Raw genomic sequence first — 18,919 nt, 5'->3', positions numbered from 1 at the left:
TGAAATTACTTTGAATTTTACCTATATTTTCGCCTCTTGAACGGAGGAATTAGGTTGTTTTCAAGGGGGGGTTAATTAGCTGCCGGGAGTCTGTTTTTTTAAGTCGGGGCAAGAGAGTGAGCGAAAAAAAAGTTTCTGATTCACATGTGCAGATGGCGGAGATAGTTCTCCCCAATGATGCAAATCCTCTCGGAAATATGCTCGGCGGAAAGGTCATGCATCTCATCGACATAGCAGCTTCTATGAGCGCTATGCGACTCTGTCGTAAACCGGTAGTCACAGTATCAGTAGATTCTCTCGATTTCAGGTATCCAATCAAGGTAGGACACATGATCCTTCTCAAAGCCTCTGTTAATTATACTCACAGGACGTCTATGGAGATCGGCGTTCGTGTAGAATCCGAAAATCCTCTTACCGGAGAGCGGTTCCATACAAGTTCGGCATACCTGACTTTCGTTGCGCTCGACAAACAGGGCAAACCCACTGAAGTTCCTACAATTGTGCCTGAGACCGAAGAGGAAAAAGAACGCTTTAAGGCGGCGGAATCAAGAAGAGCTTACAGGATGGAGACTCTCTCAAAAGAGGAGAATAAGAAAAAAAACTAATGTTATCGGAATATTTACCGTTACTTTTTCTCATGATCATAGTTTTCGTGTTAGTAGCTTCCATGCTCTTTTTGTCGAAGTTACTGCAGCCGAAACGCCGTTCCGAAGTAGACTTAGAACCTTACGAATCGGGCATAGCTCCTGAATCATCTGCGCGCCTGAGGTTTTCCATAAAATATTTTATTATAGCCATCATATTCATAATTTTTGACATAGAGTTAATCTTCATGTATCCGTGGGCAATAGTGTTTAAAGATCTCCTCGAGTTCGGGGATTTTATCTTCATCGAAATGGTTACCTTTCTCGGCATTCTTTTAGTAGGATTGATTTATGTGTGGAAGATGGGCGCTCTTGAGTGGGATTGAAATGCCTGATAAGCCCTACAGCAAGAATGATATATTCGATAGAATCAAAGCGAAGTTTCCCGGAGAGGTAATTGAAGACGAGAACCCCATAAACAAAGACGCGGTCAGCGTAAGAAGCGGCAATATCATAGAGATACTGAATTTCTGCCGCACCGATCCGGAATTGAAATTCGAATTTTTAACCGATCTCACGGCAGTAGATTACCTTCAGATGGAAGCGGCAGCCAGATTTGCGGTTGTATACGTCTTAAGAAACCTTGAAAATATGAACATGTTGATCGTTAAAGCGTTTCTTGATGATGATGTGATAATTGATTCGGTCGCCGGCATATGGAGTTGTGCGGAATGGCTCGAAAGGGAAGTCTGGGACCTGTTTGGAGTGAAATTCAAGGGTCACCCGAACCTGCGGCGAATTTTGATGCCCGATGATTATGAGGGACACCCGCTCAGGAAGGATTACCCGTTGAAGGGGAGAGGCGAGAGAGACTCGTTCAAGATTGTAAAGCGTGAAAGAGAGCGTTACTGAGTGATTAGGGTAGAGAAGGAGCTACCGAGCGAAACGCTGCAGCTCAGTTTCGGACCTCAGCACCCCGCTACACACGGTACACTCCAACTGGTGATGGAATTAGACGGAGAGAAGGTTGTCAGCGTGGAACCGCATATCGGATTCCTGCATACCGGATTCGAAAAACTCGCCGAACACATGTCCTATAATCAGTTTGTTACGGTTACCGACAGAATGAACTATCTTTCACCGTTGTCGAACAATATCGCATTTTCCCTTGCTGCGGAAAAGCTTTTCGGGATAGAAATCCCTAAACGCGGGCAGTATATCCGTGTACTGATGGCGGAACTTTCAAGAATCGCCGACCATCTCCTCGCTATCGGAACGGCTGCTATGGACCTCGGAGCCCTGACTGTTTTTCTGTACGGGTTCAGGGAAAGGGAGAAACTTTATGACCTTTTTGAGTGGGCAACGGGCGCGCGCCTGACCACGAGTTATACGCGTGTGGGCGGACTAATGGCTGACCTTCCTGAAGATTTTCCTGATGCGGTCTTGAAGTGGATGAGGCAATTCCCCAAAACCATCGACGAGATCGAAAAGCTTCTCAATCATAACCGGATCTTCCAGGACAGAACCTATGACGTCGGCGTAATTTCGAAGGAAGACGTCACCAAATACAGTCTTACGGGTCCGATAGCCCGTGCTTCCGGCGTGAAATATGACTTGAGAAAGGACATTCCATACTCTTCGTATGAGGAGTTCGAATTTGAAGTGCCGATAGGGGAGAACGGAGATGCGTTTGACCGGTATTTGGTCCGGATGGAGGAGCTCCGGCAGTCGATTAAAATATGCGAGCAGGTGTTAAAAAACCTTCCCGGCGGTGATGTAAACATAGACCCCGATTCCAAAATCACTCTGCCGGGGAAAGACGAAGTTTACACTACGATTGAGGGACTGATACATCATTTTGAAGTAACTATGGAAAACCGGGGGATACTTCCTCCTGTCGGCGAAGTTTACTTGGGGACGGAATCACCGAGCGGAGAGTTAGGATTTTTTATCGTTTCAAACGGCGGGAGAGAGCCATACCGAGTGCGGGTAAGACCGCCATCGTTCATTAACTATACAATATTCAAAAAAATAATGACCGGAGCAATGTTTTCCGATACCGTCGCTAACCTCGGCTCTCTGAACATAATAGCAGGGGAACTCGACAGATAATGCCGACTGAATTTTCAGAAGAGTCCAAAGCCGAACTCAAGAAGCTTGTCGATTCTTACCCGGACAAGAATTCCGCTGTGATGAACGCCTTGCATCTGACGCAAAAGGAGTTTGGTTATATCTCTCATGAAGCTCTCGAATCGCTCTCGAGAGAGATGGAAATCCCCGTTCAGCAGCTCGAGGACACTGCAAGTTTTTACACGATGTACTTCAAGGAACCGGTGGGAAGGAACGTCATATGGGTTTGCCATACGCTGCCGTGCGCGTTGAGAGGTTCAGCCGGCATACTCGATTACCTTAAGAGTAAACTCGATGTCGAAGTGGGGGAATCCACAAAAGATAACAGATTCACACTTCTCAAGGCGGAATGTTTGGCGTCGTGTGACACTGCGCCCATGATGCAGGTAAATGATGAGTACCATGAAAATCTCGATAACCAAAAGATCGATAAAATTCTCGGCAGGTTCGATTGATGGAAAAGATCCTCACGAGAAATATAGCGGTTGAGAATTCTCATAGAATAAGCGCGTACATTGCTTCGGGCGGATATGAAGCGCTCAAAACAGTATTGAACGACCTTTCCCCCGATGAAGTGACAGACATAGTGAAAAATTCCGGCTTAAGGGGAAGGGGCGGCGCCGGATTCCCGGCAGGTGTAAAGTGGGGCTTCGTTCCCAAAGAGACCGATAAGCTGAAATATCTCGTGTGCAATGCCGATGAATCGGAACCGGGTACTTTCAAAGACAGGCTTATTCTTGATAACGATCCGCATATGATGCTCGAGGGGATCGCCATCGCATCTTACGCCATCGGAGCGAATACGGCGTTTATATACATCCGGGGCGAGTTTGCCGCTCAAACGCTGATTCTCAACGAAGCGATAGAGGAGATGAAAGAAAAAGGATTCCTCGGGAAAAATATTCTTTCGAGCGGCTACGACCTCGATATTATTATTACGCGGGGAGCCGGCGCGTATATCTGCGGCGAAGAGACGGCACTGCTGACATCCTTAGAAGGTAAACGCGGTTACCCCCGTATTAAACCTCCGTTTCCGGCGGTCGCGGGTTATCTAAATTCGCCGACAATCGTAAACAACGTTGAGACGCTCTGCTGTGTTCCGCATATTATCTCCCGGGGCGCTGATTGGTTCAAATCTATCGGTACCGAGATGAGTTCAGGACCAAAATTATACTGTGTTTCAGGGCATGTCCGAAATCCGGGAGTGTTCGAGCTTCCCATGGGAACGCCCTTAAAAGAACTGATATTCGAGCATGCGGGCGGAGTCCTGCACAACAGGAAACTGAAGGCTGTCATTCCGGGCGGTTCTTCGACTTCGGTGCTTAAAGCCGACGAGATAGATATAGCCATGGATTTCGATTCAGTCGCAGCAGCAGGGAGTATGCTCGGTTCGGCGGGAATTATAGTTATGGACGAGCAGACCGATATGGTTGATGCGTGTTATAACCTCTCGAGGTTTTACGCTCATGAGTCATGCGGCCAATGTACTCCGTGCCGGGAAGGTGTGCCGTGGATGACGATGATTCTCGGTAGAATTACGAATGGAAAGGGAGGCAGGCGCGACATAGACCTTCTACTCGACATCTGTAAAAGCATCGAAAGAAAAACTATCTGCCCCTTTGGAGACGCTGCGGTAGCGCCGGTTAAAAGTTATATTGATAAATTCCGTGAAGAATTCGATTACTACGTGGAGAATAAAAAATCGATGGTGCAGGAAAATGAGAAAAGCGACATTGTCGCGAATTAGGTTCGGCTTGAAATGCCACTGATTAAACTGAACGATAAAGAGATCGAAGTAGAGAACGGAGCGAGATTGCTTCAGGTGGCGTTGGACGAGGGTTTTGATATACCGCATTATTGTTATCATCCGAGTCTCTCCATCGCAGGCAACTGCCGGATGTGCTGCGTGGAAGTAGAGGGGATGCCGGGACTTCAAATATCCTGTAACGTTACAATAAACGAGCTTCCCGAAGAGAGAAAAGTGGATGGAAGTTACGATATGGTGGTCAACAGTGAATCCGAAGAGGTCAAGGACGCCCGTAGCAGGGTGCTCGAACTTCTTCTTTTGAACCACCCTTTAGACTGTCCCGTATGCGATCAGGCGGGTGAATGTTATCTTCAGGACTACTCTTATCTGCATGGCAACGCCCACAGCCGCTTTAAAGAAGAAAAGAGGGTGAATCCGAAGAAGCGGCTTGGAGACGAAATATGGATTTATCCCAACCGATGCGTTCTCTGTTCGAGGTGTATTCGATTTTGTGACGAAATTGTCGGTGACCCGCAGCTGATTGTGCGGAACAGAGGTTACAGCTCCATCATAGACGTTCGCGACGGCCAACCGATAGATAACAAGCTGTCGGGGAATACGGCCGATATCTGCCCTGTCGGCAGTCTGGTAAGCAACGATTTTCTTCATAAGACACGAGTCTGGAATTTGAAAGAACACGACACTGTTTGCATGGATTGTTCGGTCGGCTGCAACGTGGAGATAGGAGTTTCAAACAATGAGATTCAACGGATAAAACCCCGTTACAATAAAGATGTGAACGATTATTGGATGTGTGATGACGGGAGGCTCGGTTATCATGCCGCAGAAAAAGTAGAACGGCTGCAATCCCCGCTGCTGAAGGGGGAAAACGGTTTTGATCCGATTTCCTGGACTGAAGCTTTTGAAGTTATACGGGAGAACGTCATCTCAAAAGAAGGGTTTAACGCAAGTGAGTTCGCATTGATCGGTTCTCCATACTGCACGAACGAAGAGAATTATCTCCTGCGAAAAATTGTCGAGAGCATGTCGGTTCCCGCTTCGAATATAGGCTTATATCCGGCTGAGATGGAGGGAGATCCGATCATATTTAAAAGCGGGTTCAGAATCTCACCTGACAAGACTCCGAATAGAACCGGAGCGATAGATATGCTGCGCGTAGATAATACCATGACTCCGGGCGATCTATCAAACGGAAGAGTTTCGATCATTTATATGCTTCAAGGCGGATTATACGACGTGATGAACGAAAGTATGCTTGAAATATTGAACAACGCCGACTTCGTCATCGTCCAGTCAACTTACCTTTCCGATGCGGCAAAGCTTGCTGACCTTGTTCTGCCCGGTACGATGCACTACGAAAAGAGCGGAACGATGACAAACGACCGGAGGAGAGTGCAGAAAATAAATCAGGCGGTCGTACCGCCTGTTGGAACGAGAGAGGATTGGAAAGTGATATTGGAATTTGCGAACTCTATAGGTTGTGAAGGGATCGAGTTTGAAAATGTTGATGAAATTACAACTGAAATTGCTTCAAGCATTCCGGGATATGAAGGGTGCTCTACTGAAGCTGTAGGCTCAGCCGGTATAAATCTTGATTTCGAAGAAGAAGAGAATAAAAAGGTATTAGCCTGATGCTGTTGGATGTAACGATAATTCTGGTCAAAATTGTTATCGTAATCGGAGCGCTTATGCTTACCATCGCTTATCTTATCCTTGCCGAGAGGAAGGTAGCGGGATTTATACAGGAACGGCACGGACCGAACAGGGTTGGTCCATTCGGACTTTTGCAGCCGATAGCGGACGGAATCAAGACTTTGTTAAAGGAAGATATCACACCCGCCAGAGCCGATAGTCTGATACACACTCTGGCTCCGGCGATGGTGCTCGCACCCGCATTGATGACCTTCTCGGTGATTCCGTTCGGCACGGGCATAGAGGCGTTCGGAAGACATATAAAATTCCAGGTTGTGGATATTAACATCGGAATATTGTTGATCTTTGCCATTACTTCCATAGGTGTCTACGGGGTAGTTTTAGGGGGATGGAGTTCCAACAACAAGTATTCACTCCTCGGGGGACTGCGTTCTTCAGCGCAGATGATTTCCTATGAGATAGCTCTCGGTCTTTCGGTAATAGGCATAATCCTGATTACGGGTTCACTTCGATTGAATGATATCGTTGACTCCCAGCTCGGAATGTGGAACATTGTCAAACAGCCGTTAGCGTTCATTGTTTTCATCACGGCGATCTTTGCCGAGACAAACCGGCTGCCTTTTGATTTGGCTGAGGCCGAACAGGAGCTTGTTGCGGGTTATCACACCGAGTACAGCGGTTTTAAATATTCGATGTTTATGATGGGTGAATACTCGAACGTAATTACGGCGTCCGCTTTGATAGTTACGCTCTTTTTCGGCGGATGGGACGTACCGTTCGTAGATGAGGCTGCATTAGGCGGACTCGGAGCGTTTATTTCCGTCCTCTCCTTTGCGTTTAAGACAGCGTTCTTCCTTTTTCTATATTTATGGGTGCGCTGGACGCTTCCGCGTTTTCGTTACGACCAGTTAATGCATCTCGGATGGAAGGTCCTTTTGCCGTTAGCCCTGTTAAATCTGATTCTGACAGCCGCATGGATTACGTATGTGCGCTGAGTTGAGGGAGAGAAGAGCATGACAACGACGTTGTTCTTCATATTGGCTTTTCTGGCGGTAGCTTCGGCGCTGATGGTAGTAATCAGCCGGAATCCTATTTACAGCGCTCTTTTTCTTGTTGTTACGCTCTTTTGTCTCGCAGGAATTTTCCTGCTGCTCGAAGCATACTTCCTCGCCGTTGTACAGATCATAGTTTATGCAGGAGCCATAATGGTTCTGTTCTTATTCGTCATCATGCTGTTGAACCTCGAACGCGAGGCGAAGTTTCTATCAATTTCCAATCCCCGAATATTACTGATCTCGTTTCTGTCGATGACCTTTGCCGGGATGATGGCTACGCTCATTTCCGACTCGGTGAGTTTCTTTCAAAACGGCGCTGAAAGCGTCGGAGAGCTTGGAGGGACGAAAAGTATCGGTTTATCGTTGTTCACAGACTATTTGCTGCCGTTCGAGATAGCGTCACTACTGCTGCTTGTAGCGCTTGTCGGAGCCGTGCTTTTGGCTAAAAGGACTTTACGCTGATGATACCGTTAGAATATTCGTTAGTGTTGGGTGCGCTCCTGTTTTCTATCGGCGTGGTCGGTGTGCTTGTGAGAAGAAATGTTATAGTGGTATTCATGTCGATCGAGTTGATGCTCAACGCTGTTAATTTGACGCTGATAGCATTTTCGAGATATCTGAATAACGTCGACGGACAGTTGATCGTTTTCTTCGTTATGACGCTCGCAGCCGCCGAAGTAGCCGTCGGATTGGCGATAATAGTAGCGGTGTACAGGAACAAGGAATCGATAAATATCGACGAGATGAATTTACTGAAATGGTAGAGACAATCACTGATTTAGTGTGGTGGATACCTCTGTTCCCGCTTATCGGGTTCCTGCTGAACGGCTTATACGGAAAGCGATTGGGAGTTAGAGGAGTCGGGATTGTGGGCTCAGCCGTTATATTCTTATCATTCGTCACTTCGGTCGTTTTACTCGTCAAGTACTTGAATCTACACCAGGAGGGCGCGGAGTTTCATGCCCTGCTCTTCACATGGATTCCCGTTGGTGATTTGCAATTGAGCTTCAGCTATCAGATAGATTCGCTTTCTCTATTAATGGCGGTTATGGTCACCGGAGTGGCATTTCTCATTCACGTATATTCTATCGGATACATGAGCGGCGACAAGGGTTTTGCGAGATTTTTTGCGTATATGAACCTCTTTACGTTCATGATGCTCAACCTTGTTTTAGCGGATAATTACGTCTTGATGTTTCTCGGATGGGAGGGTGTGGGTCTCTGTTCATATTTGTTGATAGGATTCTGGTATGAGGATGAGGCGAACGCAAGCGCCGGGAAAAAGGCGTTCATCGTCAACAGGATAGGGGATTTCGGTTTTCTGATAGGAATTCTGCTTCTGTTCACCACCTTCGGTAGTTTCACGTTCAGCGAGATCTTTTCTCAGCTGGGGGGTTATGAGACAGGCGACGGGGTTATCACTGCGATAACGCTTTTGTTGTTCATGGGTGCGGTGGGTAAATCAGCGCAGATACCGTTGTACGTCTGGCTGCCCGACGCTATGGCAGGTCCGACTCCGGTGAGCGCGCTCATTCATGCAGCAACGATGGTTACTGCCGGCGTTTACATGGTGGCGCGCAGTAGTTTTCTCTATGTATTAGCTCCGGCGTCAATGACTCTGATCGCCGTTGTCGGCGCGCTCACCGCAATCTATGCCGCTTCCATCGCTCTCACGCAAAATGACATAAAAAAGGTTCTTGCGTATTCAACTATCAGCCAGCTCGGCTACATGTTTTTAGCATTAGGAGTGGGCGCGTTCACTGCGGGAATGTTCCATCTGCTTACTCATGCTTTTTTCAAGGGTCTGATGTTTCTCGCCGCCGGCTCCGTCATGCATGCTCTCTCGAACGAACAGAACATGAACCATATGGGCGGATTGAGGAAGGAGATTCCGAAAACGTACATCACTTTTTTAGCAGGAGCGCTCGCCCTTTCGGGAATTCCCGGGTTGTCCGGTTTTTTCAGCAAGGACGAGATATTGTGGCAGGCGTACAGCTCCCCTGCCGGCGGCTTCTGGCTCTGGATAATCGGCGCTGCGGCTGCGGGGTTGACGGCGTTTTATATCTTCCGGTTGATATTCCTTACATTTTTCGGCGAGTCGAGATGGAAAGAGGGAACGCACCCGCATGAATCTCCGGGTGTCATGACCATCCCTCTCATGATCTTAGCGCTGTTATCGGTTGCGGGCGGTTACATCGGTGTGCCCGCTCTGCTCGGTGGCAGTAACAAACTTCACCATTTTTTGGAGGCGAATCTCGCTCAGCTGCCGTCGGCAGGCGGTGTCGCACACAGCACGATGGAAGAGTATATCCTCATGGCGGTCTCGGTGCTGATCGCTGTTGCGGGAATAACTATAGCCTACATCTTTTACGTAAAAAGCCCGGAGCTTCCCCGGAAGTTGGCGGGTAAATTCCAGCGTATCTACAAATTGCTGAATAATAAGTATTACGTGGATGAGCTGTACGATTTTCTGTTCGTGCGCACAACCGTAAAAGTTGCTCGGTGGCTCTGGAGAAGCTTTGACGTGATCGTGATTGACGGGTTAGTTAACTCGTCAGGCAAATTACTGATTATCGGCGGCAGGTATCTAAGGAAAACTCAATCGGGGCTCGTTCAGAACTATGCGCTGTCAATATTTATAGGCGGGCTACTAATGATAGGTTACTTCATATTAAGGTAGGGGATGACCGGTTTACTCTCATTACATCTTCTGATACCCTTTGCAGGCGTAATTATCCTCTTAGCGCTTCCCAAGAACGATAATACGCTTCTGAAAGTTACAGCGATGCTGTTTTCGGTCGCCACGCTAATTGCCTCCATAGTCATGTTTTTCCGATTCGAGATAGGTCCGTCCGGAATGCAGTTTGTTGAACAGACGGCGTGGATTCCGGCATGGGGCATATCCTACAAAGTAGGTATCGATGGGATAAGCTTGTTTCTGATAATGATAACCACTCTGCTCACTCCTATAGCGCTTCTTTCTTCATGGAACTCGATCACACAGAGTCTTAAGGGTTTTTTAATAAGCATGCTCACCCTTGAAATAGGTATTATCGGTGTGTTTGTATCACTGGATTTATTTCTTTTTTACGTTTTTTGGGAGGTGATGCTGATACCGATGTATTTCCTCATCGGCATCTGGGGAGGCGAAAATAGAATATATGCGGCTGTTAAGTTCATAATTTACACTATGTTCGGCAGCCTGCTAATGCTCGTGGGGATATTTGTATTATATCATATAAGCGGCGACCAACTCGGCAAGCCGACTACCGACCTCCTGATGTTGTACCAATTGGACATTCCGTATAATCTCCAGTTCTGGCTCTTCCTCGCCTTTGCTTTATCGTTCGCCATTAAGGTGCCGCTCTTCCCGTTTCATACATGGCTGCCGGATGCCCACGTTGAAGCGCCGACAGCCGCGAGCGTAATACTTGCGGGTGTACTTCTGAAGATGGGAGGATACGGACTGCTGAGATTTTGTCTTCCTCTGTTTCCGGATGCGACGATAGATATGGTACCCTACATCCTGACATTAGCGGTTTTCGGCGGCATAATATACGGGGCGCTGGTCGCTATGGTCCAGCCGGACATGAAGAAGCTCGTTGCGTATTCGAGCGTGTCGCACATGGGATTCGTCGTTCTGGGGATATTTGTCCTGAACCAGCAGGGAGTTCAGGGGGCGATATTGCATATGATCAATCACGGATTGAGCACCGGAGCGCTTTTTATCCTCGTAGGATTTATTTATGAGCGGCGGCACTCCCGTCTGATCTCCGACTATGGCGGAATGGCGAAAGTGATGCCGTTTTACGCCGCTGCATTTTTAATTGTGGTTCTAAGCAGTCTCGGACTTCCCGGATTGAACGGGTTTGTAGGAGAATTTCTGATATTGGTTGGGGCATTCAAATATAGCATTTTTTTCACGGTGTTTGCCGCTACAGGTGTGATACTGGCTGCCGTTTATCTATTATGGATGTATCAGCGGGTTATGTTCGGAAAGGTGACGAGCGAAAAGAACTCGACGTTATCGGATCTTAGCTCGAGGGAGAAATGGGTGATAGTTCCAATGATAGTGCTGATTGTCATTCTCGGAGTCTATCCAAAACCCGTCCTTGAGAGAATCGAACCCTCTGTAACAAGGTTGTTGAGCATCGTCCAGAAAAATGGTAACGGGAATAATTTGGAGATCTCACCTGACGTAACTCCGGTCAGCCCCGAGAGAAATTAATTTAAAAAATATGGTGAAGGATTTGATAAATAATTTTTTTAATAGATATGTGCCCACCGTCGTTTTAATTATCCTGTTCATGCCGGTTTTATCTTTTGCATCAAGCGGGGGAGAGCACGCCGAACTGGGAAGTTCACTTCCGCTCTGGAGCATGATTCCCTTTGTAGGTATCCTGCTTTCAATTGCGCTATTTCCGCTTCTCGTTCCCCACTTCTGGCATGAACATTTTCCGAAGATTGCCGCGATGTGGGCGTTCCTTTTTGCCGTTCCGTTCCTTTACGTCTACGAAGGAGATGCGCTCTACGAAATATCTCACATTTATCTGATAGATTATATACCGTTTATAATCTTGCTGTGGGGGTTATACGTCGCATCAGGAGGCATACTCATTCGCGGGAAGCTTCAGGGTTCACCGGCGGTAAACACCGTCATCCTGATAGTCGGTACTCTGATAGCGTCATGGATCGGAACAACCGGAGCATCTATGCTTCTAATCCGACCTTTGCTTCGGGCGAACAGCTGGAGAAAACACCAGGTGCATCTCGTGATCTTTTTTATCTTTCTCGTCAGCAACGTCGGAGGTTCACTGACTCCGCTCGGCGATCCGCCGTTGTTTTTGGGATTCCTTCACTCAGTACCGTTTTTCTGGACGCTTAAATTATTACCGCATATGATGTTTGTGGTCGTGATCCTGCTTCTGATATTTTATCTGTTCGACTCATACTACTACAAGAAGGAGAAAAAACCGGAAGAGGTATCGACTTCCCCCGAGCCGCTGCGAGTCGAAGGGCTGATAAACTTTTTATTCTTAGGCGGAATAATACTCGCCGTACTTCAAAGCGGGTTGTGGAAAGGTACGTCTTTCACCGTCAGTGGAGTGCACTTGGAAGCGCAGAACCTGTTGAGAGACGGTATGATCGTTCTGATGGGCTTACTCTCAATAAAGTTTACTTCCGCTAAGATTCGCGGAGATAATGAGTTCAGTTGGTTTCCGATCAAGGAAGTGGCTTACCTGTTCGCCGGGATATTTATGACTATAATCCCGGCTCTTTTGATATTGAAAGCGGGTGCAAACGGCAATCTCGCCTGGCTGATAGAATCGGTAAAGACGCCGCGGGATTTCTTCTGGGTGACGGGAATATTGTCGAGTTTCCTTGACAACGCTCCCACATATCTGACGTTTTTCAATACGGCGCTCGGAAACTTTTTTGCGGGAATACCGGAAGCCACCGCCGTCGGGCTACTGATAGCAGAAAAGGAAATCTATCTCAAGGCGATATCGACAGGAGCCGTATTTATGGGCGCACTCAGCTATATAGGAAACGCTCCCAATTTTATGGTCAGGTCTATCGCAGAAGAATCAGGCATCCCGATGCCGAGTTTTTTCGGTTATATGTTTAAATATTCGATTTTGATTTTAATGCCTATTTTTATTCTTGTATCACTGATATTTTTTTAGGAGGAGGTAAGATGTCAAAACTCACCGAGTTGATAATTGAGGGACATGAAAATTTTGTAAAAGGGTTTGTCAGGGGGTTATTAATAGGAGCGAAATCAGGTTCGCGCATCCTGTTCAATAACGAGCAAAATATCAGTAAAAGTACTTTTGCTGAGAAAGTAAAAGTGTTCTTCGACACGCCTACTACGCATACCCATGTTATTTTGGATGAGACAGCTCTGAGTTTACTTGAGGGGGTTTTGGACAAAGAGAGTGAGAAACTTCGTCTGAAGATCGTGTCCAGGAGGAGTGTGACCTCAGCTTCATTTAAGTTTAAATACAGCGCTTACGCCGAAAATTACGGTAATATGCTGAAGGCGATATTCGAAAACCTTCCGGAGGGAGTTGTTCTCTCCGACGATTACAAACCGAAAGAGATATTGCATCCTGAAGCGAAGGGAGCGGAAGCGTATGCTCCCGAGCATGATTATGTCATTCATGCAAAAGGCAGTGCAAGCGGTGATCTTCTCAATATTCTCGAGCTGTACACGAGATGCGGTAATGAGCCGCTGGTTGACCTCGGAAAGATAGAGTTGGGATGGGAATAGGTCCTTGATTGAATTTCAGCTGAATCCGTCCGATTTTGAAGTTATCCTTCCCGAGATAGTGCTCGCCGTGGGAGGTATACTGATGCTGTTCATGGAGATCTACCTTAAAGAACGCAAGGCTATCCACCAATGGACGGCGTTCGCCTTTTTTGCGCTCGCATTTTATTTAGTGATAAGCATGGGAGGTGGAGCTTCAGATGGTTTCGGGGGAATGGTACGATCAGATTTGTTCAGTCAATTCATCGCGGGGACTGTATTGATCGGAGGCGCACTGACGGTCGTTCTGGGGAAAGAATATTTAGTCAACAGGGAGTGGCACAGGGGAGAATATTATTCACTTCTCCTGTTTGCTTCGGTGGGAATGCTCTTTATGGCGAAGGGAGTTGATTTGATCATCATCTTTCTCGGATTGGAGCTTCTTTCGATCTCATTATATATTCTTGTGGGTTTTTTCAGGGAACGGCTCTTCTCGAACGAAGCGGCGCTCAAGTACCTTCTGCTCGGCGCGTTCTCATCGGGATTTCTGCTTTACGGAATTGCCTTCATATACGGATCGTACGGGACAACGAATCTGATTGAAATAAGAGCAGCGGGTTCACCTTCAGGTCTTCCATTTTTATTGGTCGGTATGAGTCTTCTACTCGTGGGCATCGGATTTAAAGTGGCGATCGTTCCGTTTCATATGTGGTCGCCTGACGTATATCAGGGCGCGCCCACTCCTGTAACGGGATTTATGGCAACAACGACAAAAGCAGCGGCGTTTGCGGCGATGCTCCGAATAGTGATATATGGATTTCCGCTTGACGAAATAGACTGGACCCCGCTGTTCTGGATTTTGACCGTGTTAACAATGACAGTTGGAAACGTGCTGGCGATGCAACAAAATAACCTGAAGCGGATGCTCGCCTACTCTTCGATAGCGCACGCCGGTTACATAATGGTGGGAATCACCGCAGCTTCGGTTTCGGCAACCGGAGGAACGTTGTTTTATCTGCTGGGTTATCTTTTTATGAATATCGGCGCTTTCACCGTAGTACAACTCATTGAGGGAAAAGGGGAAACCCGGCTGGAGTTCGAAGATTACTCCGGGATGGCGAAAAGGAATCCTGTAATCGCTCTGACTATGGCTCTCTTCATGTTCGCACTCGCGGGATTCCCGCTGACAGCCGGGTTTACCGGTAAATTTTATCTGTTCTACTCTGCCGTGAATGAAGGTTTTATCTGGCTGATTATCATCGCCGTACTTAACAGCCTCGCTTCCGTTTATTACTATCTGAGGGTCATAATACATATGTATATGAAAGAAGGGGAGAGAGATGTTGAACCGGTGGTTGTAAGTTTCAGTGTTCGGGCTGCATTGGGAATTTGCGCTTTAGGGTTAGTCTATCTCGGCGTTATCCCGGGTCGGTTCATAGAAATAGCGAAGAATGCGGTTACAACCCTCTTTTGATCTATGATGAAAGCGCCTGATAGAGATAAACGTAATGGAATCTTAGCCTGCTATACCGGTGAGGGAAAGGGAAAAACCACAGCGGCTTTCGGTACGATACTGCGTGCCGTCGGATACGGTTGGAAAATCTGCGTCATTCAATTTGTTAAAGGTTCATGGAAATACGGAGAGATGGAAGGAATAAAACAGCTCGAACCGAAGGTTGAATTTCACCGTAAGGGATTAGGTTTTTACAAAATAGTGGACGATAAACTACCGGAAGAGGAACATAAGAATGCGGCAGCGGAGGCGCTTGAATTTTCACGCAAGAAAATAACCTCAAACGACTTCGATATGGTAATACTCGATGAGTTCAACGTTGCGATTCAGACCGGACTGATAGCGGTAGATGACGCTATCGAGTTATTAAAGCAGAGACCGCCTTGGCTGCATCTGATAGTTACGGGCAGGGGCGCGCCCGATGAGCTGATAGAAATTTGCGACCTGGTAACGGAGATGAAAGAAATTAAACATCCTTACCAATCGGGAACCCTCGCCCAAAAGGGGTTTGATTACTAAGGAATGTACAGCACTATGAAGATTATATTTCACTTCCCCCCAAAAAACAAGCGAATATAGGTGATAGCTGACGCCAACTAAATTTTCCATCCTAATAACCCAGCCATTTATGGCTGTGCGAAAATGGATTCCCAATAAAAAAACTGTTGAAACAGTTTTCTTAAGTGTGACTCATCTGCATCCCCTCGATCAATCAAGGGGTTAATAAGATGTTGAGATTATTAGTCTTAGGGTATCATGAACCCCCGATTTTAATCGGGGGATAGCAATTCGTAAAACACATCCATACAACCGTTTTAACGGTTTGCATACAACCTCTCAACTTATTGATAATTGCTATCTACCTGTTACAAAATCAATTGCCGTTTTTATGGGATATCCAGTATATTACACTCTCATGACTGCCTATAAGCATCACGAACAGAAGGGTCCCGAATCACTAAACTGTGCTGTTTTAACAATATCGGATACGCGAACCGAAGAAACGGACGACGGGGGTAAGTTCATAGCTGAGGCGCTCAATGCGGCGGGACATAAAGTGCAGGAGCGGCGGATAATCAGAGACGAGGCTGAGGAGATAAAAAAACTCGTATCGGAATTCGCGGGTACCGGAGAATTACATTTGATCATCACTACCGGAGGCACGGGAATAGCTTCCCGTGACAACACGATCCAGACGCTGAAGCCGTTGATGGACAAGACGATGGAGGGGTTCGGGGAACTGTTCAGGAGTCTGAGCTATGAAGAGATCGGCTCCCGGGCGATGCTCAGCCGGGCGGCTGGAGGGGTCGTCGGGAATACGCTTATTTTTTGTCTTCCCGGATCGCTGAATGCGGTAAAGCTCGGCATGGAAAAACTGATCCTCCCCGACCTCGGACATCTCGTCTGGGAAGTGACCCGCTGATGCGCGAGTTTAAAAGCCTGATGCCCTTTCATAAAGCGTTGGATCTCGCTTTGGAGTCCTCTATACCTACTGAAAAAACTGAAGAAGTTGATCTTGAAAGCGCACTCGGAAGGATTCTTGCAAAGGAAGTGACATCTCCTATGAACGTACCGGGATACACGCGAGCCGCTATGGACGGATACGCCCTCAACTCAGATGATACATCGGCTGCCTCCGAAGAATTGAAAGTGTCGTTACGGATCACAGGAGAAATTTTTGCGGGTGATACCTCGAAAATCGTAGTGACCACAGGGGAATCTGTGAAGATCGCCACAGGTGGAATGCTACCCGAGGGAGCAGATGCGGTTATTCCGTTCGAGGTAGTGGAAGAACAGGCAGGCTCAATAATCTTGAATAAACCGGTCGAACGGGGCGCATCACTCGGGCTTGCCGGAGAGGATATAAAAGAAGGAGAAGTTGTTTTAAACGAAGGCGTAATCTTGCACAGCGCTCATCTTGGCGCTGCGGCTTCGATTGGGATCGGGACTCTCGAATGCTACCGGAAACCGAAAGTGGCGATAGCCGTAAGCGGTGACGAAATTGCTGAAGTGGGGAAGGAGTTGGGAGAAGGACAGGTTTACGATACAAATTCTTATACTCTTTCCGCGATTGTGGACAAAGGGGGTGGAGAGGCAGTGAAGCTGCCGATCGTCCGGGACAGCGTCGAGAGCATCGAGAACTCTATCAACTCTTCCGATGCCGATATTATCGCATTCACCGGCGGGTCAAGCGTCGGTGAAAGAGACCTGATAGTGGATGCGGTTCGTAATTTAGGCGAAGTTATATTTCACGGCATCACGGTAAAGCCGGGAAAACCGACTCTTCTTGGAAGAGTAAACGGAAAACTGATACTCGGAATGCCCGGCTATCCTACGTCGTGTCTGACTGTCGCGGCTGTAATCTTAGCGCCCATGTTAAGGAAGATATCGCGAATTGACGGAGAACTGCACAGCACCACTATCGAAGCGGAGTTAGGCGAAACACTGATCTCCAAAAAAGAGTTACATCAAATCGTAACTGTCAGGATTGACAAGGGAACTGCTATTCCGGTCTTCAAAAGTTCGTCGGTAATAACGAGCATGTCAAAAGCCGACGGTTACGTCGAATTGCCGCACGGCATAACAGAAATAAGGCAGGGGGAGAAAGTAAAGGTAACGCTCCTTTGAGCCGGGCGGCATTCACGGAAAACGAGAAGGTAGCCAGCGACCTGCGCTCTATAGTCGAAGGCGACGTCTTATCGAGCGACATTTCCCGGCAGCTCTACAGTACCGCGGCGTGCATCTATGAGCTAACTCCGTTAGTTATAGTGATTCCACGCAACGAGGAAGATGTGCGTAAGGTGGCTTCTTATTCAGCTCAGACCGGAGTACCGATAACCGCGCGGGGAGCGGGTTCAGGTCTCGCAGGTGCCGCGCTCGGGACAGGTATCATACTCGACTTTACCAAGTATATGAATAGAATTTTGAGCATTGATGGAGATGTGGCTACCGTCCAACCCGGACTTATCTACGGAAATCTGAATAAGGCGCTGCGTGAAAGGAATCTTCATTTTGCGCCTGATCCCTCAAGCGGCGACTTCTGTTCTATCGGTGGTATGCTGGGAACGAACGCCGCAGGTCCGCATACCTTGACTTACGGAGCAACAAAGGATTGGATTGAGTCGCTTAAGGTGGTCACCGCGGGAGGGAATGTGATTAATTCGACTGAGACTAATGTTGCAGAGCTCGCCGGATTGGACGAACCGGATTCAAAATATTTTAAAGAAGTTTATACTCTCCTTAATGATAGTAAAGACCTGATAAATTCCTCAGCGCCCAACGTGAATAAGAACTCCTCCGGTTATAACGTTTATGAAGTATTAAAAGACGGAAGCATCGATCTGAGTAAACTGATAGTCGGTTCGGAGGGGACGCTCGGAATGATCACAGAAGCGAAATTAAAGCTGACTCGGCTGCCCGATTTTAAGGGTTTTGCGCTTGTGTCATGCTCTACTCTTGAAGATGCCGGAGAGTCTGTGAACAGACTCATGGAACAGTCACCCGCCGCACTCGACATGATAGACGACAAGCTCGTAGAGCTTTCGCTAAAAGCAAATCCCCAATTAGCGGACATAATTCACCCGGAGGCAAAATTTATTCTATTCGCTGAGTTTTTCGGCGAATCCGATGAGGAAGTCCGTACTCAACTTGACGATGCGGAGTCGGTTGTTTCCGGCAGAGGAAAGCCTGCATTATCGGTAAAACCTTCGGTTGAAAGTCAGGAAATGGAGCGACTCTGGTCGATGCGGAAAGCGGCGGTGGGAATTCTGAACAAGATCAAGGGCAGCCAAAAACCGGTTCCTTTCGTTGAAGACGGCACGGTGCATTACTCTCAGGTAGGTGATTATCTGAAGAAGATAACGGAGATATTCCAATCGGAAGGAGTCGCCGGCACGGCGTTCGGTCATGCGGGCAATGGGAATCTTCATATCCGTCCGATGCTCGATTTAAGAGATAAGGCTGACG

19 protein-coding genes are annotated in these 18,919 nt (G+C 47.5%); all 19 read left to right on the top strand.

Annotated elements, in window-relative coordinates; genetic code table 11:
* Nucleotides 1-152: 152 nt before the first annotated feature.
* Nucleotides 153-605, top strand: coding sequence for an acyl-CoA thioesterase (locus tag IID12_01025; GenBank protein ID MCH8287675.1), 453 nt, complete (start codon nt 153-155; stop codon nt 603-605).
* Nucleotides 605-970 (top strand): NADH-quinone oxidoreductase subunit A, encoded by a 366-nt coding sequence (gene ndhC, locus IID12_01020; protein ID MCH8287674.1) that lies wholly within the window; start codon nt 605-607, stop codon nt 968-970. The genes IID12_01025 and ndhC overlap by 1 nt, the downstream gene beginning before the upstream one ends.
* Before the next feature lies 1 nt (nt 971).
* Nucleotides 972-1,496 carry an NADH-quinone oxidoreductase subunit C gene (locus IID12_01015; GenBank protein MCH8287673.1) on the top strand — a complete coding sequence of 175 codons (525 nt, stop codon included), beginning with the start codon at nt 972-974 and terminating at the stop codon, nt 1,494-1,496.
* Nucleotides 1,497-2,696, top strand: a complete 1,200-nt coding sequence (locus tag IID12_01010; protein MCH8287672.1) for an NADH-quinone oxidoreductase subunit D — start codon at nt 1,497-1,499, stop codon at nt 2,694-2,696.
* Nucleotides 2,696-3,169 carry an NADH-quinone oxidoreductase subunit NuoE gene (nuoE, locus tag IID12_01005; GenBank protein ID MCH8287671.1) on the top strand — a complete coding sequence of 158 codons (474 nt, stop codon included), beginning with the start codon at nt 2,696-2,698 and terminating at the stop codon, nt 3,167-3,169. Before IID12_01010 ends, nuoE begins: the two co-directional genes overlap by 1 nt.
* On the top strand, nt 3,166-4,461 hold the full coding sequence (gene nuoF, locus IID12_01000) for an NADH-quinone oxidoreductase subunit NuoF (GenBank protein ID MCH8287670.1): 1,296 nt from the start codon (nt 3,166-3,168) through the stop codon (nt 4,459-4,461). Before nuoE ends, nuoF begins: the two co-directional genes overlap by 4 nt.
* A 12-nt stretch (nt 4,462-4,473) precedes the next feature.
* Nucleotides 4,474-6,114 carry a molybdopterin-dependent oxidoreductase gene (locus tag IID12_00995; GenBank protein MCH8287669.1) on the top strand — a complete coding sequence of 547 codons (1,641 nt, stop codon included), beginning with the start codon at nt 4,474-4,476 and terminating at the stop codon, nt 6,112-6,114.
* The gene (gene nuoH, locus IID12_00990; GenBank protein ID MCH8287668.1) at nt 6,105-7,130 is read left to right on the top strand and encodes an NADH-quinone oxidoreductase subunit NuoH; all 1,026 of its coding nucleotides are present in this window, start codon (nt 6,105-6,107) and stop codon (nt 7,128-7,130) included. The genes IID12_00995 and nuoH overlap by 10 nt, the downstream gene beginning before the upstream one ends.
* Before the next feature lie 18 nt (nt 7,131-7,148).
* Nucleotides 7,149-7,652 carry an NADH-quinone oxidoreductase subunit J gene (locus IID12_00985; GenBank protein ID MCH8287667.1) on the top strand — a complete coding sequence of 168 codons (504 nt, stop codon included), beginning with the start codon at nt 7,149-7,151 and terminating at the stop codon, nt 7,650-7,652.
* Nucleotides 7,652-7,954, top strand: coding sequence for an NADH-quinone oxidoreductase subunit NuoK (gene nuoK / locus IID12_00980; GenBank protein MCH8287666.1), 303 nt, complete (start codon nt 7,652-7,654; stop codon nt 7,952-7,954). Before IID12_00985 ends, nuoK begins: the two co-directional genes overlap by 1 nt.
* A 5-nt stretch (nt 7,955-7,959) precedes the next feature.
* Nucleotides 7,960-9,870: an NADH-quinone oxidoreductase subunit L gene (gene nuoL / locus IID12_00975; protein ID MCH8287665.1), complete on the top strand. Its 1,911-nt coding sequence runs from the start codon at nt 7,960-7,962 to the stop codon at nt 9,868-9,870.
* Between the two features lie 3 nt (nt 9,871-9,873).
* Nucleotides 9,874-11,418 (top strand): NADH-quinone oxidoreductase subunit M, encoded by a 1,545-nt coding sequence (locus IID12_00970; GenBank protein ID MCH8287664.1) that lies wholly within the window; start codon nt 9,874-9,876, stop codon nt 11,416-11,418.
* A 79-nt stretch (nt 11,419-11,497) separates the two neighbouring features.
* On the top strand, nt 11,498-12,877 hold the full coding sequence (locus IID12_00965; protein MCH8287663.1) for a sodium:proton antiporter: 1,380 nt from the start codon (nt 11,498-11,500) through the stop codon (nt 12,875-12,877).
* Nucleotides 12,878-12,888: 11 nt separating this feature from the next.
* The gene (locus tag IID12_00960; protein MCH8287662.1) at nt 12,889-13,464 is read left to right on the top strand and encodes a hypothetical protein; all 576 of its coding nucleotides are present in this window, start codon (nt 12,889-12,891) and stop codon (nt 13,462-13,464) included.
* A 4-nt stretch (nt 13,465-13,468) separates the two neighbouring features.
* Complete coding sequence (locus IID12_00955) at nt 13,469-14,914, top strand: NADH-quinone oxidoreductase subunit N (GenBank protein MCH8287661.1); 1,446 nt, start codon at nt 13,469-13,471, stop codon at nt 14,912-14,914.
* A gap of 6 nt (nt 14,915-14,920) precedes the next feature.
* A complete protein-coding gene (gene cobO / locus IID12_00950; GenBank protein MCH8287660.1) occupies nt 14,921-15,472 on the top strand; it encodes a cob(I)yrinic acid a,c-diamide adenosyltransferase in 552 nt (183 codons plus the stop codon).
* Nucleotides 15,473-15,869: 397 nt separating this feature from the next.
* Nucleotides 15,870-16,376, top strand: coding sequence for a molybdenum cofactor biosynthesis protein MoaB (locus IID12_00945; GenBank protein MCH8287659.1), 507 nt, complete (start codon nt 15,870-15,872; stop codon nt 16,374-16,376).
* Nucleotides 16,376-17,581, top strand: a complete 1,206-nt coding sequence (locus IID12_00940; protein ID MCH8287658.1) for a molybdopterin molybdotransferase MoeA — start codon at nt 16,376-16,378, stop codon at nt 17,579-17,581. The genes IID12_00945 and IID12_00940 overlap by 1 nt, the downstream gene beginning before the upstream one ends.
* Nucleotides 17,578-18,919 (top strand): FAD-binding oxidoreductase (locus IID12_00935; GenBank protein ID MCH8287657.1); only part of this gene is annotated, 1,342 nt, incomplete at its 3' end. The genes IID12_00940 and IID12_00935, both read left to right, overlap by 4 nt.

Source organism: Candidatus Neomarinimicrobiota bacterium (assembly GCA_022567655.1).
GTDB lineage: Bacteria > Fidelibacterota > SORT01 > SORT01 > SORT01 > JADFGO01.
The sequence above is the reverse complement of the archived record's forward strand: the minus strand, read 5'-3'. Positions and strand labels throughout refer to the sequence as shown.